The sequence below is a fragment of the Bradyrhizobium sp. SZCCHNR1002 genome (assembly GCF_032381435.1).
Classification (GTDB): Bacteria; Pseudomonadota; Alphaproteobacteria; order Rhizobiales; family Xanthobacteraceae; genus Bradyrhizobium; species Bradyrhizobium aeschynomenes.
In genome coordinates this window covers 63,702-78,057 of record NZ_JAUHIS010000007.1, presented here as the reverse complement: position 1 = coordinate 78,057, position 14,356 = coordinate 63,702, and the positions used below count along the sequence as shown (strand labels likewise).

Sequence of the window (14,356 nt, the reverse complement as noted above, 5' to 3'; positions counted from 1 at the left end):
CATGAGGCGCGCTCTCTCATCCTCTCCGCTGTCGTTCCGGCCGTGAGCCGGGACCCAGCCACAGGAGACGTGTTGGGCACACCCCGAGCCACCTGCTTGCCTCACACATCCGACGGTGGTTATGGGTCCCGGCTCGAGGCCGGGACGACACTGAGTTTGTTATACGGCCGTTCCACACCACCCTGCGGACCTCGAGGTAAGGCAGGCCGCGTGAGGCGAAGAAGGATTTTGGCAGAGCTCTGGCCAGCGCGGCGCTGTTGGCGAGCCGCCAGGGACCACGTGGGTTGCCGGCGGCTTTGAGCGCCGTCTCCCGGTCGACACCGCGGCGTCGCAGCTCATCAAAGCGATTAGGACCACGCTTCCATTGGGTCCAGACGACGGCGCGCAACCGCCGCCCGATCCACTCATCCAGCATGCGCAACACCGACCTTGCGCAACACCGACGGCGTCTCGCAGAACCCGAAGCAGCCGCGCCATCCCTTTAGGTACAGCGACAGCTTCTCGATGATCTGCTCCAGGCTGCGGCCAGACTGTTGCCCCGTCAGCTCCCGGACTCTCGCCTTGCAGCGGGCGATCGCCTCGGGCGCGATGCGCCGGCGCGGCTTTCTCCCCTGCGTGAAGCTGAAGCCCAGGAACTTGCGGTGGCTCGGCCTGGCGACCGCGCTCTTGGCCCTGTTCACCTTGAGCTTGAGGCGCCGTTCCAGGAACGTCTCGATGCTCGTCATCACCCGCTCGCCCGCCTTCCGACTGCGCACATAGATGTTGCAGTCGTCGGCATAGCGCACGAAGCGATGGCCTCGCCTCTCCAGTTCCTTGTCCAGCACGTCCAACATCAGGTTCGACAGCAGCGGCGAGAGCGGCCCGCCTTGCGGCGTGCCTTGGATGGCGGGGACAGGCCCGGCCAAGACGACGTGGAGACGATCGAGCGCAAAAACCCAATCCGCACGGGCCGGGGATCAGAGGTCTCCCAACGCGTCGCGTGACGGCGCGAGCGGCAGCCAATCCGGAATCCGCCGCTTGGCCAGCCAGTAGGGCCGCCACAGCGCGCGCCAAGTGGCAAGGTCCAGCGGCGCAAGGCACCACTTGATCCTGCCTGTCTCGACCTGCGGCAGATCGTGCAGATGCAGCCAGCGCCGGGCCGCCCACCACAGCTCGCGCGGAGCGGGGGCGTTGCCGGGGCCCTTGAGCTCAGCCACGTGCAGCAAGCCGTCCTCGAACCGGTCAGCGATCTCCAATGTCGCGACGCGTTCGCCGTGACTGCGGACACTCCATAGCCGCGAGCGGTTATGCGCGATGCGCGAGCCATAGGTCCGGACGCAATTGCGCATCGCGATGCCCTCCTCGACCAGGTCGCGAATGTCCGCGAGCGGCCGGAACTCGTAGTCGCCGATGCGGCCTGGATCGAGCCACATGTTGCTGACCGGCCGTTGACCGAGATTGAGATGCAGCGTGACCTGCCTTCGCCAATCGGAAGCGGCGGCCAGCGCCGCGTCGAGCTTCATGTGCGGCGTCCACGGCCGCTCGATCAGTCCCCGGGCGAAACAGCCTGGTTGTCCGGAGAACCAGATCCACAGCGCGAGCAGATGCACGTGCTCGCGCTTCACCGCCTTGGGTGTCCGGACAAGCTCGCGAGCGATCCAGACCGCCGCCGGCTCATGCGCGAGCGCAGCCATCTCGGCCACCAACTGCAGCCACCTCGGCATCAGCTTCGGCGAGCGCGGCAGATGATTGCCGATCTGCCGGCGGAACAGCTCGCCGTCCGGCAACGGATCGATCGGACGAACGAAGGCTTCCGGCGGCAGCTTGCGCAGCCACATCGGAATGCCCGCTGCTGCGGCGGCCACAGCGAGCGGGCGACCGGCGATCACGCAGGCGATCGCCAGCTCCGGATCACGCTGCCGGCGCGGCACCGCCAGCGCGAACAACAAGGCCGGAAAGCTCACCGCGAGATCGGCAAGATGGGGATGCCGCATCGCGCAGGCGCGGACGCGGGATTGGTAGCGCGGGCAATAGCGCCGCAGCCGGCGTTCAGGCAACGACGAACGCACCGGCTCCCGGCGGGGAGCAAGCAACAAATGGGATGTCATGACACGACTGCTCAAACGCAGGCCGAGAAGGCCGCGGGCTCTTTGATGAGTTGTGAAATCGTTAAATCCTAACCGGGACAATCATCCCGGCGCCTGCGTCAATGATCGCGCAGCGAGCCCGGGAAGCGCGTGAGTCTGGACATCGTCGCCTCCTGCGTTGAAGTTGAGTCAGCGCCACATAGCTCGTTTTTCGGACGGATGCAACGTTGACGGAACAGCTCGTCTTTCAGTCCCCATCGGGCAGTTGAGGATTGGCCGTCTGCTACCAGTCCATCGTCATCGCGAGCAGAGCGACGAAGCGATCCAGAGCTATTCGGAACAGCCTTGGTCTGACCCTGGATTGCTTCGCTGCGCTCGCAATGACGGGATGGCCGATGGCGTATCATAACTGGCAGCAACCAAGACGATGCCGCTGCCCTACCTCTTCTTCGCCGTGTTCAGCGCGACCGCCGCGCGGATCAGGCCCTTGAACGCGGCCTCATCGATCCGGTCGTTCTCGTGAATGTCGATGGCGCGGCGTGCGTTGCCGTCGAGGCTGGCGTTGAACAAGCCCTTCGGATCAGGCAGCGCGGCACCCTTGGCGAAGGTCAGCTTGACATACGCCTTGTAGCTCTCGCCGGTGCAGATGATGCCGGCATGCGACCACACCGGGACGCCGCGCCATTTCCACTCTTCCACCACCTCGGGATCAGCCTGCTTGATCAGGTCACGGACGCGCGCGAGCATCGCACCGCGCCAATCGGCGAGCTCCGCGATGCGCCGGTCGATCAGTTGCGACGCCTCGCCTGATGTTTGCTTTGACGATCCTTTCGAACTCACCATCGATCTCGCTCCAACCCCGCGGTTCCAAGCCGTAGTACTACCGGCCCTCCGCTCAGCCTAATTTTAGGGCAAAGTTTAACTCTTCGGCCGCTAATCACAACAAGCCCCACAACCGATGCCTCAACGGCGAGCATCCAAGGCGCCCGCACCCCGCGGAGCGTCATTCGCTGGGTCTGTCCCATCAATTCCCTCCCGGAACTACCGAAGCTGGAGTCGCAGATGCCGTCGTTTTCCAACCTTTCCATTCGCACCAAGGTCCTGTTGGCCTTCGGCATCGTGCTGCTCACCGCGATGGGCCTCGGCGGCTTCTCGATCGATCGTCTGGCGAACGTGAACGGCTCGGCGGCGGAAGTGCGCGACAACTGGCTTCCGGCGACCGGATGGCTCGGCACCATCTCCAAATCGATCGAACAGTATCGCGCCCGGCAAGGTCAGTTCCTGCTGGCGACGACGGCCGAGGAGAAAGCAATCCAGGAGCGTCAGATCGCCGAAAGCTTCGAGCTGTTCGACAAGACCTGGCGTCTCTACGAGCCCACGGTCACGACCTCGGAGGAGAAGGCGCTGGTGGCTGCGTTCAAGAAGCCGTGGACCGCGTATCTCGACGACAGCAAGCAGTTGCTCGATCTGTCGCGCAAGAATCAGGTCGAAGCCGCTACCACGCTCTTCATGAGCAAGCTGCGCGACGACTTCGTCCTGGCACGCAAGGCGTTGGAGAAGGACCTCGCCTGGAACGTCGAGCAGGGCAAGAAGGAAGCCGACAAGGGCGCCGCCGTCTATCTGTCCTCGCGCGCCTGGATCCTGGGCGTCATCGCGCTGGCGGCGCTGCTATGCATCGCGATGGGCTATCTGATCGTGGCCGGCGTGTCGCGCCCGATCACCGCGATGACCGATGCGATGCGCCGGCTCGCCGGCGGCGACATGGCGGCGCCGATTCCCGGCACCGACCGCAAGGACGAGATCGGCAACATGGCCGGCGCGGTGCTGGTGTTCAAGAACAACGCCATCGAAACCGAGCGCCTCCGTGCCGAGCAGGCCGAAGCCGAGAAGCTCGCCGTCGAGCGGCGCAAGCGCGACATGCACGATCTTGCCAACCGGTTCGAAGGCGCGGTCGGGGAGATCATCAACACGGTCTCCTCGGCTTCGACCGAGCTCGAAGCCTCGGCCACGACGCTGACCTCCACGGCCGAACGCACCCAGCAGCGGACCACGACGGTGGCAGCGGCCTCGGAGCAGGCGACCGCCAACGTCCAGTCGGTCGCGTCGGCCACCGAGGAGCTGAGCTCGTCGGTCACCGAGATCAGCCGCCAGGTGCAGGATTCCGCGCGCATCGCGACCGAAGCTGTCGACCAGGCCCGCAAGACCAATGATCGCGTCAGCGAGCTCTCCAAGGCGGCAGCGCGCATCGGCGACGTGGTCGAGCTGATCAACACCATCGCCGGGCAGACCAACCTGCTCGCGCTCAACGCAACCATCGAGGCCGCGCGCGCCGGCGATGCCGGCCGCGGCTTCGCCGTGGTCGCGACCGAGGTCAAGGCTCTCGCCGAGCAGACGGCGAAGGCGACCGGCGAGATCGGCCAGCAGATCGCCGGCATCCAGGCCGCGACGCAGGAGTCGGTGGGCGCCATCAGGGAGATCAGCGGCACGATCGAGAAGTTGGCGGAAATCTCCTCGACGATCGCCGCCGCGGTCGAGGAACAGGGCGCCGCCACGCAGGAGATCTCGCGCAACATCCAGCAGGCGGCGCAGGGCACGCACGAGGTGTCGTCCAACATCACCGAGGTGCAGCACGGCGCCAGCGAGACCGGCTCCGCCTCGACACAGGTGCTATCGGCCGCGCAGTCGCTGTCGCAGGACAGCAACCGGCTGAAGCTCGAGGTGGGGCGGTTCCTGAGCACGGTAAGGGCTGCGTAAGCATTGCGCCTTGTAGGAAGAGGCCGCTTAGTCCTCGGCTAGCGGAGCCGTCGCGACAAAGACGGTCGACTCCCTCTCCCCGTTCTTCACGGGGAGAGGGTCGGGGTGAGGGGCAGCCGCACGGGTGGTGTGAGTAGAGACGCCCGTAAGCAGGAGCGAATAGCTTGCGTCACTGGGTGTGGCTGCCCCTCACCCCAGCCCTCTCCCCGTGAAGAACGGGGAGAGGGAGCGCACCGGCCGCACCGCGATGCTTGTGACTTTCAGGCACATTGCAAATGAGCGTAACTCATTAGTTCCGTTTCATCACCGCTTCTCGATCACCAGGCTCTGCACCACACGGCCGAAGTAGCCCTTGGCGTCACCGAGCCGCGCCATCGCGAGCCCTGCACCGTCAGGGCCGATCCAGCTCTCGGCATCCAGCAAAATCCAGTCACCGACCGGCTCGCGCGCCATGTTGACGGTGAGGTCGGCGTTGAGGAAGGTGTAGCTGTGGAAGTCGAGCGCGGCGGAGGTGCCGTTGCAGAAGTCGCTGGCGACCACCGCGCGCATCGCCTGTGAGACGACGTGGCCCTCGACCAGCGGCCAGTCGACGCGGTACCAGATCGCCCCCGGCCCCCTGACGCCGAAGCGACCGCGTGCGGCGCGCAAGGCCATGCCGCGCACGAACGGGCTGGTGGAGAAGTCCGCCGGTTCCGGCTGCGCATCTTCCGGTCCGACGAGATCGATCGGCAGCTCGCGCACGTCCTCCGGCAGCGGCACCGCGTCCTGCCTGATCTTCAGCACGGTCGCCGTGACCACCACCGTGTCGCCAGCACGCAGGCGCACCGCACAGAGTTGGATCTTGCGGCCCTCGCGCAGGACCTCGGTCTCGACGGTCAGGTCGGCGAGCGGCACCGGCCGCATCAGGTCGATGGTCACGCGGGCGATGCGCATCGGCGACTTCGTCGGAATGCGCTCCGCCGCCCACACGGCCAGCGCCGACGGCGCGGACCCGTGCTGCATGGTCGGATCCCACGGTCCCGCGGCATCGGGACTGACGGTCACCTGATTGTCCGCCACGCGGAAGATCGGCCGCATCAGCGGGCGCCTTCCCACGCGTCAGCCGGCGCTGGCAAAGGCGCGATCGGCGCCATTGGGCAGTTCGATGTCGACCTCGAGCGTCGAGACATGCTTCCCCCGGTCCATGCGGACGATGACCTTGTCGGGATCGAGTACCACATGGCGCGAAACCACGCTGAGGATTTCCTCGCGCAACTGCATCAACAGATCGGGGTGGCCACGCAGGCTCCGCTCATGCGCGAGCAGGATCTGCAGCCGCTCACGCGCGACCGGCGCCGAGGCCGTACGCCCCGTAAAGAGCCGCAGCACGCTCATGCAGCCCTCCGTCCCAACAGCAGGTTCATCAGGCCCTTGCGTTCGCTCGGGATCTGCATCTCGACGTCCTCGCCGAGCAGGCGGCGCATCGCATCATGATAGGCGCGCGCCGGCGCGCTCGCCGGACTGTTCAAGGTGACGGGACAGCCGACGTTGGACGCGCGCAGCACGTCCTGGCTCTCCGGCACGATGCCGAGCAGGGGCGTCGCCAGGATCTCCAGCACGTCCTCGATCGACAGCATCTCGCCGCGCGCGGCGCGGCCGGCATCGTAACGGGTGATCAGGATGTGCTTCTCGACGCGCTCGCCATTCTCGGCGCGCACCGTCTTGGAATCGAGCATGCCGATGATGCGGTCGGAATCCCGCACCGACGACACCTCCGGGTTGGTCACGATGATCGCTTCGTCGGCATAGCGCATCGCGAGCATTGCGCCGCGCTCGATGCCGGCGGGGCTGTCGCAGATCACCCAGTCGAAGCTCTTGCGCAGCTCGGCAATGACGCGGCCGACGCCGTCCTCGGTGAGCGCGTCCTTGTCTTTCGTCTGCGAGGCCGGCAGCAGACAGAGATTCTCCAGCCGCTTGTCGCGGATCAGGGCCTGCGGCAGCTTGGCCACGCCGTGCACGACGTTGATGAGATCGAACACCACGCGGCGCTCGGCGCCCATCACGAGATCGAGATTGCGCAGGCCGACGTCGAAATCGACCACGACCACCTTCTCGCCGGCCTGCGCCAGCGCCGCGCCCATCGCCGCCGTCGTGGTGGTCTTGCCGACGCCACCCTTGCCCGACGTCACAACAAGTACTTTCGACATGTTACGAATCCTCCTGCTACTCAGTTCAATGCAACGATCTTCATGGAATGCCCTTCGAGCCGCGCCTGCGCGGCCTTGCCGCGCAAGGTGGCGTCGATCTGCTCCGCGGTCTGGTAGTAGCCGTCGATCGCGACCAGCTCGGCCTCGATCTTCTGGCAGTAGATGCGCGCCGCCGAATTGCCGTTGATGCCGGCCATCGCGCGGCCGCGCAGCGCGCCGTAGACATGAATCGAGCCACCGGCGACGATCTCCGCGCCCGACGACACCGCGCCAAGCACGGTGACGTCGCCGTCGGGGAAGACGATCGATTGCCCCGAGCGCACCGGCTGGTCGAGCAGCAGCGAGGTCGGCTGCTGCAGAGACGGCTTCTCCGGCTCGATCTCCTGCACGGCGCAGTGACGTCCGCCGGACAACAGTGGCGGCATGCCGAGCGACAACCTCCCCTGCTCGACGCCTTCGAGACCGAGCACGCGGATGTTGCGCGACTCGATGCTCTTGATGAGGTGGGTGATGGCGAGCGGGCTCAGATCCACCGCGGAGAGATCGAGCACGATCGGCTTGCCGACGAAGAAGCCGGGCGACCCTGCGAGCGTCGCGTCGAGCTCGCCGAGCCAGTCGGCAATGGGTACCACCGGCGAGAACACGAAGGCGACGTAGGAGCGCCCGCGCAGACGAATAAGAGGACGTACCGTTTCAGCGCTGGCACTCATGACCATCCGACCCAACCCTTCTTAGTGATTGGTTAACTGTCGGCGCGAGATGGTTAACGGATGGTTAAATCGACGCTAAGCCGCTCGAAAATCGACAGCGGCCCGCCCGACATAGTTCGATGATGATCGAATCGAGGCAGAATCTTGGCGTGATTGAGACGCAATTCATGAGCATCTGCGTCAAGACCTGTCACGCCTCATTTTAATCACATCATGATGATAACTTTAACGTACATATAATTCGGAGCTGACGGGTTTAGACGGTTCCGATCAATTGACACTCGTCAGGGGGCGGGGCATGGGATCGAGAGAGGCGCTGCAGGCACGATCAACGTGTCATGGCGCCTTGCAGGAAAGGGCTTTCGGCGTGCGATCGATGATCGGCGCGAACCGTCTGATTCTGCAAGTGATTCCGTGTGGACTGAAGTGGCAGAAGCGCTCCCGCTCTTCGTTTGAAACTAGCTCTCATACGACCGTGGCAGAAGCGTATCAGTTTACCGGAATCGAGCGTCAGAGGAGTAGCGTATGAGTTCGTTGAGTGAACAGAATCCGATGAACCCGCAGGACCCGCTGCACTATGCTCCGCGGTGGCTGCGTGAACGACCGGAAGCCGCGCGTCTATCTCTCGTCGGTGACACCGCCAAGGCAGCGGAGGCGGCCGAGCGTCCCGCTTCGGGACAGCAAGGTCCGCTCGACGCTCGCTTGGAGACCGCCGTGTTCGAATCCCTCCGTCAGTCGTTGAATCCGCAAGTGATGCGCGAGCCGCCGGAGTTCGAGCGGGAGCGCGACCGCCGCTCGGTCGTGTTCAAGATCGCCGGCCGCTTTGCAGCCGCCACCGGCGTCGCGGCCGTCGTCGCACTGTTCTTCGTCAACATCGTTCCGGTGTGGCGCCAGCCTGATGCGAGCTCGTCCTTCGTCGCTGCCGTGCAGTCGATGAAGACGCTGCCGCCGGTCGCAGCCGATGCCCAGGACGCCAAGGCCGACCAGACCAGCGCGCTGCCGGAGCGTGTCGAGGCTCAGGCCCCGGCGCTGTCGCAGTTCAAGTCGCTGCTCGCGGACGCTCCGGCGCCGACGGCAGAGGCCGATACGCCCGAAAAGCCCATGCTGCAGCAGTTCATGCAGTGGAACCAGAAGACGGGTCAGATGGAGCGGGTTCGCTAATCCGCTTCGACTGAGCCGGCATCCAACATCTTTCAAGGCGATCATGATCGACGTCCTACCGCAGAAAGCGGCAGCACGCGGTCCGTTAGCTCACGCCCGCATCGCAGTGATCCTGCTCGGGAGCATCGTGGCCAGCGGAGCCTTTGCCGTGACCGGCGATGCCCAGGCGGCGCCGGGCGAGAATGTGAGCGTGGCGCGCCAGCTCGGCAGCCGCGTCGGACCGATCATCGGCTCGGCGCTCGCCTGCCGTGACATCGCCCGGCCGCGCATCCAGGCGATCATCGAGAAGTTTCAGCTCGTCATCCGCGAGGCCGCCGCCGGCGAAGCCGATCGTGACGAATTGACGCGCCTGCTCGACCGCTATGTGGCAGAAGGCCGCAGCCTGGTCACCTCAGGCCGGATGGATTGCCGCAGCGCCGATCGCCAGCTCGCCGATCTCGAACAGTCCATTGCGGCCCCCACCCCGGCGCGCTCGACGCTGCCGGGCGTGACGATAGCGCCGTCCAGCGCCGTGGCCGCGATCGCGCCGGCGCAGATCCTGCCGCCCGTGGTCGAGACCCGCGGCGTCACCCAGAACGACATCAAGTTCGGCATGGTCATCCCCCAGGGCGGCCCCGTGAAGGAAAGCGGGCGGCAGCTGAAGATCGGGGTCGAGGCAGCCTTCAACCGCAGCAACGAGGCCGGCGGCGTCAATGGCCGCGTGCTGAAGCTCGTGACCGCAGACGACGGCTATGATCCGTCGCGCACGCTCGATGCGATGAAGCAGCTGTATGAAAAGGACCAGGTGTTCGGCTTCATCTGCAATTTCGGCTCGGCCACGGCGGCCGTCGCCATTCCCTATGCGCTGGAGCGGCGCGCGCTGTTCTTCGCGCCTTACACCGGCGCCAATGTGGTGCGCCACGATCCGCCGGACCGCTACGTCTTCAACTACCGGCCGAGCTACGCCGAGGAGACCGACACGCTGGTCCGCTACCTCGTCAAGATCCGCAAGCTGCAGCCGCGCCAGATCGTCGTGTTCGCGCAGCACGACGCCTTCGGCGATGCCGGCTTCGCCGGCGTCTCCAAGGCCTTCCGTACGCTCGGCGCCAACGAGAACGCGATCGTGCGGGTCAACTATCCGCGCAACAGCGTCGAGGTCGACGACGCCATCAGTCAGCTCCGGCTGCTGAAGACGCCGGTCCGTGCCGTGATCATGCTCGCCACCACGCGCGCCGCGGCAAAGTTCATCGAGAAGGCACGCGACGTCTTCCCCGGTGCGATCTTCGCCAACATCTCGGCGGTGGACGGCTCCGCGCTCGCCAGCGAGCTGACGCTGCTCGGCCCGCACTACACGGAGAACGTCATCGTCACCCAGACGGTGCCGGGCGTATCGGGCTACTCCAGCCTGGTGCTGGACTACAAGAATGCGCTGGCGAAGTACTTCCCGGGCGAGCAGGCCGACTACATGTCGCTCGAAGGCTACATCTCGGCGAGCATCCTGATCGAAGGCTTGAAGCGCGCCGGCCGCAGCTTCGACACCGAGCAGCTCGTCGACACCCTGGAGACGATGCGCGACCTCGATCTCGGACTTGGCGTCCGGCTCGGCTTCGACCGCTCCGAGCACCAGGCTTCGCACAAGATCTGGGGGACCGCGCTGGACGAAAGCGGCAGCTATCGACCCATCGAACTTGATTAGGATACCGCCGAAACGGAGTGAGCCCCTAGCAAGGGCGGATAAAAACACGACAGAGAAACCCGACATTAATTCGAAATGCCACGAATATCAGAGCGGTGAGGATTAGCAGCAGCTCCTAGAGCGAATGGATAGATAGTTCGATGACGGTTCATTGGTCCGCCTTGATCATCGGGAGCCTGTTAGCGGCTTCCACCAGTCCCGCTTTTGCGGCAGCAACCGACGTCGTCAAGGATCTCGCCGGCCGGGTGGGACCGATCGTAGGACAGGCATCGGCCTGCCCGGACATTGCTCAGGGCCGCGTCCAGACCATCGTCGACAAATTCCGCGAAGCCATCCGCCAGTCGACCACGAATGATGGCGAGCGCGATCAGCTGACCCGCAGTTTCAACGGCTACATTGCCGAAGGCCGCAGCCGCACGGGCGGCTCGCAGGCGAACTGCGCGGTGGCCGAGCGGCAGCTGACCGATCTCGAGCGCTCGCTCAACCAGCCGGCCGCAGCCGGACCGGGGACGGCGACCAGGGCGGAGGCAACGACCGGCGCCGTCACCTCCGGACCCATGCGCGGCGTCACCGATCGCGAGATCCGGTTTGGCATGGTGCTGCCGTTCTCGGGCATCCGCAAGGAGACCGGACGCCAGATGCGGCAGGGCATCGAGGCCGCCTTCTCGCGCGCCAACGACGCCGGCGGCATCAACGGACGCGCGCTGCGGCTGGTCGCCGCCGATGACGGCTACGATCCGAACCGCACGCTCGCCGCGATGACGCAGCTCTACGACAAGGAGCAGGTGTTCGGCTTCATCGGCAACGTCGGCACCGCCAATGCGCAGGTGGCAATTCCCTATGCGCTGGAGCGGCGTACGCTGTTTTTCGCGCCGAACACCGGCGCGGCGGTGGTGCGGCGCGATCCGCCGGACCGCTACGTCTTCAACTACCGGGCGAGCTACGCGGAGGAGACGGCCGCGCTGGTGCGCTATCTCGTCAAGATGAAGCGTATCGCGCCCAAGCAGATCGCCGTGTTCACGCAGCAGGACGCGTTCGGAGATGACGGCTTCGCCGGCGTCGCGAAAGCCTACCGGCAGTTGAACATCCCCGATCCGGTGACGCGCATCAACTATCCGCGCGCGACGATGGACGTGGAAGAGGCCGTCAATCAGGTGAAGGCGCACAAGCCCGGCCTGAAGGCCATCATCATGGTGGCGACCGACCGGGCCGCCGCGAAGTTCATCGAGAAGACGCGCGACGCGGTGCCGGGCCTGATCTATGCCAACGTCTCCGCCGTCGGATCGACCTCACTGGCGACCGAGCTGAAGCTGCTCGGGCCGCGCTTCACCAACGGCGTCATCGTGACGCAGGGCGTACCGGCCGTTTCCGGCTATTCGAGCCTCGTGCTCGACTACAAGAATGCGCTCGCCAAATACGCTCCCGGCGAGGCGCCGGACTACACCTCTCTCGAAGGCTACATCGCGGCGACGATCCTGATCCAGGCGCTGAAGCAGACCAACCCGCTCGACACCGAACGGCTGGTCGACACGCTCGAATCCATGCGCAGCCTCGATCTCGGTCTCGGCACTCCACTTGCATTCGGACGCGCGGAGCACCAGGCCTCTCACAAGATCTGGGGCACCGCGCTCGACGAGAACGGCACGTATCAGGCAATCGAACTTGAGTAGAGTTAGCGTCAAAGGGGAATAACTGGTGAAGACGCTTCGTTAGCAGGTTCTAAAGTATGATCGGAGATTGGCGTGTCGGGTTACCGAAATGGTCATGCTCTTAGGAAAGGCTGGTCTGTGCATGGTGACGGTCTTATGTCTTCTCCGTCGCAGACAGAGCGTCAATTCACCAGGCGGAAGACCTGGATGGGGTCCATAGTGGGATAGTGGCAATGAGCTTTCGTTCTAGCGTGTTCTTGGTTGCGGCATTGCTCGCAACGCCCGCCAGCGCGGCGGGCACCAATGCGGATGTGGTGCGTAATCTTGCGAGCCGGGTCGGGCCGATCGTGGGAGCAGCATCCGCCTGTCAGGCGATCGACCAAGGCCGCGTTCAGGCCATTGTCGACAAGTTTCGCGAGGTGATCCGGGAGGCCTCCACGGGCGGCTCGGATCGCGACGAGCTCACGCGCGTGTTCAACGGCTATGTCGCCGACGGCCGCAATCGGGTCGGCGCGGCGCAGACCGACTGCAACACGGCCGGCCGCCAGCTTGCCGAGCTCGAGCGTTCGCTCGGGCAGACCGCACCGAGCCAGACGGCCACCAGCCTCGCCGGCGTGATCGCGCCGTCGGCGGCGGTTGCCGCGACGGCGCCCACCGCAACGCTGCCGCCTCCGACCGCCAACAACGTTCAGGGCGTCACTCCCAACGAGATCCGCTTCGGCATCGCCGCTCCGTTCTCCGGCGCAGCCAAGGAGCTCGGCCGGCAGATGAAGATGGGAATCGAGGCCGCCTTCAACCGCGCCAACGACACCGGCGGCATCAACGGACGCTCGCTGCGCCTGTTCTCCGCCGATGACGGCTACGAGCCGTCGCGGACGCTGGACGCAATGAAGCAGCTCTACGAAAAGGACAAGGTGTTCGGCTTCGTCGGCAATGTCGGCACGCCGACCTCGGCCATCGCGATGCCCTACGCGCTGCAGCGTCGGGTGCTGTTCTACGGAGCGTTCACCGGCGCCAACATTCTGCGCAATGATCCGCCGGATCGTTACGTGTTCAACTATCGCGCCAGCTACGCCGAAGAGACCGACACCGTCGTTCGCTATCTCGTGAAGCTGCGCCGCATTCCGGCCAAGGATATCGCGGTGTTTGCTCAGCAGGATTCCTATGGAGATGCCGGCTTCTCCGGAGTCGCCAAGGCTTTCCGATCGCTGGGCCTTGCCGACACCTCGATCCTGCGCCTCAACTACAAGCGCAACACCGTCGATGTGGACGACGCGGTCAATCAGCTGCGCGCTCTCAAGAATCCGCCCAAGGCGATCGTCATGGTCGCAACCTACCGGGCGGCCGCGAAGTTCATCGAGAAGACGCGCGATCTGTTCCCGCATCTGATCTACACCAACGTCTCGTTCGTCGGCTCGACCGAGCTGTCGGATGAGTTGATGCTGCTCGGCCCGCGTTATGCCAGCGGCGTGATCGTCACCCAGGTGGTGCCGGCGGTCGGCGGCTATTCCAGCGCCGTGCTCGAATACAAGAGCGCGCTGGAGAAGTACTTCCCGGGCGAGGCTCCGTCCTACGTCTCGTTCGAGGGCTACGTCGCAGCCAACGTGCTGGTTCAGGCGCTCCGAAAAGTCGGACCGCAGCTGGACACCGAGGCTCTGATCGACACGCTGGAAAACATGCAGAGCGTCGATCTCGGCCTTGGCGCCAAGCTCGGCTTCGGCCGCGCAGAGCACCAAGCCTCGCACAAGATCTGGGGTACGGCGATCGACGAGCGCGGCAAGTTCCAGGCGATCGAGCTGGAGTAGCCGGACGGCCCGATACAGCGTTCGAGAGGCGCGGCAGCTCAGTCTGCCGCGCCTTTCGCGTTTTGGCGACCGCTCGAAAGCGCGAGCCTGGACGGCGACGACGGCCTTGTCCCCTCTTGAAGGGGAGATCGGCAGGCCGCTCAGCGATTTGCCGCGTCTCTCGCCCGGCGGAGAGGCGACGGAAGGTGGAGAGCCCCGCCCCCATCGCCGCCCCCAGGCCGGCTGATTTCAACCAAAAGTTGTTTTTCTCTCCCAACGATGACTTGTATTCCGGGTGGAACCGCGTGATCCTACGCAACGGTATTTATCGAACTCGATCCCGCCCACCCCGACCGCAACTCCGGCAGACA

13 protein-coding genes are annotated in these 14,356 nt (G+C 65.2%); 5 read left to right on the top strand and 8 right to left on the bottom strand.

Annotation, left to right across the window (positions count from 1 at the left end):
* Positions 1 to 16: 16 nt before the first annotated feature.
* From QX108_RS27805 to QX108_RS27790, 4 genes are all read right to left on the bottom strand, one after another.
* Positions 17 to 415 carry a hypothetical protein gene (locus QX108_RS27805; protein WP_315722245.1) on the bottom strand — a complete coding sequence of 133 codons (399 nt, stop codon included), beginning with the start codon at positions 413 to 415 and terminating at the stop codon, positions 17 to 19.
* A complete protein-coding gene (locus tag QX108_RS27800; RefSeq protein WP_315783680.1) occupies positions 405 to 905 on the bottom strand; it encodes a reverse transcriptase domain-containing protein in 501 nt (166 codons plus the stop codon). Before QX108_RS27800 ends, QX108_RS27805 begins: the two co-directional genes overlap by 11 nt.
* Before the next feature lie 51 nt (positions 906 to 956).
* On the bottom strand, positions 957 to 2,087 hold the full coding sequence (locus tag QX108_RS27795; protein ID WP_315783678.1) for a PcfJ domain-containing protein: 1,131 nt from the start codon (positions 2,085 to 2,087) through the stop codon (positions 957 to 959).
* A gap of 417 nt (positions 2,088 to 2,504) precedes the next feature.
* Entirely contained in the window at positions 2,505 to 2,909 is a 405-nt protein-coding gene (locus QX108_RS27790; RefSeq protein ID WP_315783676.1) for a DUF1801 domain-containing protein, read from the bottom strand.
* A gap of 219 nt (positions 2,910 to 3,128) precedes the next feature.
* Between QX108_RS27790 and QX108_RS27785 the strand changes: the two genes are divergently transcribed.
* Complete coding sequence (locus QX108_RS27785) at positions 3,129 to 4,820, top strand: methyl-accepting chemotaxis protein (RefSeq protein WP_315722249.1); 1,692 nt, start codon at positions 3,129 to 3,131, stop codon at positions 4,818 to 4,820.
* A gap of 303 nt (positions 4,821 to 5,123) precedes the next feature.
* Here QX108_RS27785 and QX108_RS27780 read toward each other — a convergent pair whose 3' ends face one another.
* Genes QX108_RS27780 through minC form a run of 4 tightly spaced genes read right to left on the bottom strand, consistent with a single transcriptional unit; the run spans position 5,124 to position 7,716 of the window.
* The gene (locus tag QX108_RS27780; protein WP_315783674.1) at positions 5,124 to 5,897 is read right to left on the bottom strand and encodes a thioesterase family protein; all 774 of its coding nucleotides are present in this window, start codon (positions 5,895 to 5,897) and stop codon (positions 5,124 to 5,126) included.
* A 21-nt stretch (positions 5,898 to 5,918) separates the two neighbouring features.
* The gene (gene minE, locus QX108_RS27775) at positions 5,919 to 6,194 is read right to left on the bottom strand and encodes a cell division topological specificity factor MinE (RefSeq protein ID WP_315783672.1); all 276 of its coding nucleotides are present in this window, start codon (positions 6,192 to 6,194) and stop codon (positions 5,919 to 5,921) included.
* Positions 6,191 to 7,006 carry a septum site-determining protein MinD gene (minD, locus tag QX108_RS27770; RefSeq protein WP_315783671.1) on the bottom strand — a complete coding sequence of 272 codons (816 nt, stop codon included), beginning with the start codon at positions 7,004 to 7,006 and terminating at the stop codon, positions 6,191 to 6,193. Before minD ends, minE begins: the two co-directional genes overlap by 4 nt.
* A 20-nt stretch (positions 7,007 to 7,026) precedes the next feature.
* Positions 7,027 to 7,716, bottom strand: coding sequence for a septum site-determining protein MinC (gene minC / locus QX108_RS27765; RefSeq protein WP_409998561.1), 690 nt, complete (start codon positions 7,714 to 7,716; stop codon positions 7,027 to 7,029).
* Positions 7,717 to 8,430: 714 nt separating this feature from the next.
* Here minC and QX108_RS27760 point away from each other — a divergent pair.
* The 4 genes from QX108_RS27760 (at position 8,431) to QX108_RS27745 (ending at position 14,006) form a co-directional block, all read left to right on the top strand.
* Entirely contained in the window at positions 8,431 to 8,877 is a 447-nt protein-coding gene (locus tag QX108_RS27760; RefSeq protein WP_311976267.1) for a hypothetical protein, read from the top strand.
* Positions 8,878 to 8,920: 43 nt separating this feature from the next.
* Positions 8,921 to 10,552 (top strand): ABC transporter substrate-binding protein, encoded by a 1,632-nt coding sequence (locus QX108_RS27755; RefSeq protein WP_315783666.1) that lies wholly within the window; start codon positions 8,921 to 8,923, stop codon positions 10,550 to 10,552.
* Between the two features lie 140 nt (positions 10,553 to 10,692).
* A complete protein-coding gene (locus QX108_RS27750; RefSeq protein ID WP_315783665.1) occupies positions 10,693 to 12,222 on the top strand; it encodes an ABC transporter substrate-binding protein in 1,530 nt (509 codons plus the stop codon).
* A gap of 212 nt (positions 12,223 to 12,434) precedes the next feature.
* On the top strand, positions 12,435 to 14,006 hold the full coding sequence (locus tag QX108_RS27745; protein ID WP_246739098.1) for an ABC transporter substrate-binding protein: 1,572 nt from the start codon (positions 12,435 to 12,437) through the stop codon (positions 14,004 to 14,006).
* Positions 14,007 to 14,356 lie beyond the last annotated feature (350 nt).

Excerpts from the sequence above, each read along its gene's own strand:
- QX108_RS27805 (WP_315722245.1), bottom strand. The coding sequence starts at position 415 with ATGCTGGATGAGTGGATCGGGCGGCGGTTGCGCGCCGTCGTCTGGACC.
- QX108_RS27795 (WP_315783678.1), bottom strand. The coding sequence starts at position 2,087 with ATGACATCCCATTTGTTGCTTGCTCCCCGCCGGGAGCCGGTGCGTTCG.
- QX108_RS27790 (WP_315783676.1), bottom strand. The coding sequence starts at position 2,909 with ATGGTGAGTTCGAAAGGATCGTCAAAGCAAACATCAGGCGAGGCGTCG.
- QX108_RS27785 (WP_315722249.1), top strand. The coding sequence starts at position 3,129 with ATGCCGTCGTTTTCCAACCTTTCCATTCGCACCAAGGTCCTGTTGGCC.
- QX108_RS27780 (WP_315783674.1), bottom strand. The coding sequence starts at position 5,897 with ATGCGGCCGATCTTCCGCGTGGCGGACAATCAGGTGACCGTCAGTCCC.
- minE (WP_315783672.1), bottom strand. The coding sequence starts at position 6,194 with ATGAGCGTGCTGCGGCTCTTTACGGGGCGTACGGCCTCGGCGCCGGTC.
- minD (WP_315783671.1), bottom strand. The coding sequence starts at position 7,006 with ATGTCGAAAGTACTTGTTGTGACGTCGGGCAAGGGTGGCGTCGGCAAG.
- minC (WP_409998561.1), bottom strand. The coding sequence starts at position 7,716 with ATGAGTGCCAGCGCTGAAACGGTACGTCCTCTTATTCGTCTGCGCGGG.
- QX108_RS27755 (WP_315783666.1), top strand. The coding sequence starts at position 8,921 with ATGATCGACGTCCTACCGCAGAAAGCGGCAGCACGCGGTCCGTTAGCT.
- QX108_RS27750 (WP_315783665.1), top strand. The coding sequence starts at position 10,693 with ATGACGGTTCATTGGTCCGCCTTGATCATCGGGAGCCTGTTAGCGGCT.
- QX108_RS27745 (WP_246739098.1), top strand. The coding sequence starts at position 12,435 with ATGAGCTTTCGTTCTAGCGTGTTCTTGGTTGCGGCATTGCTCGCAACG.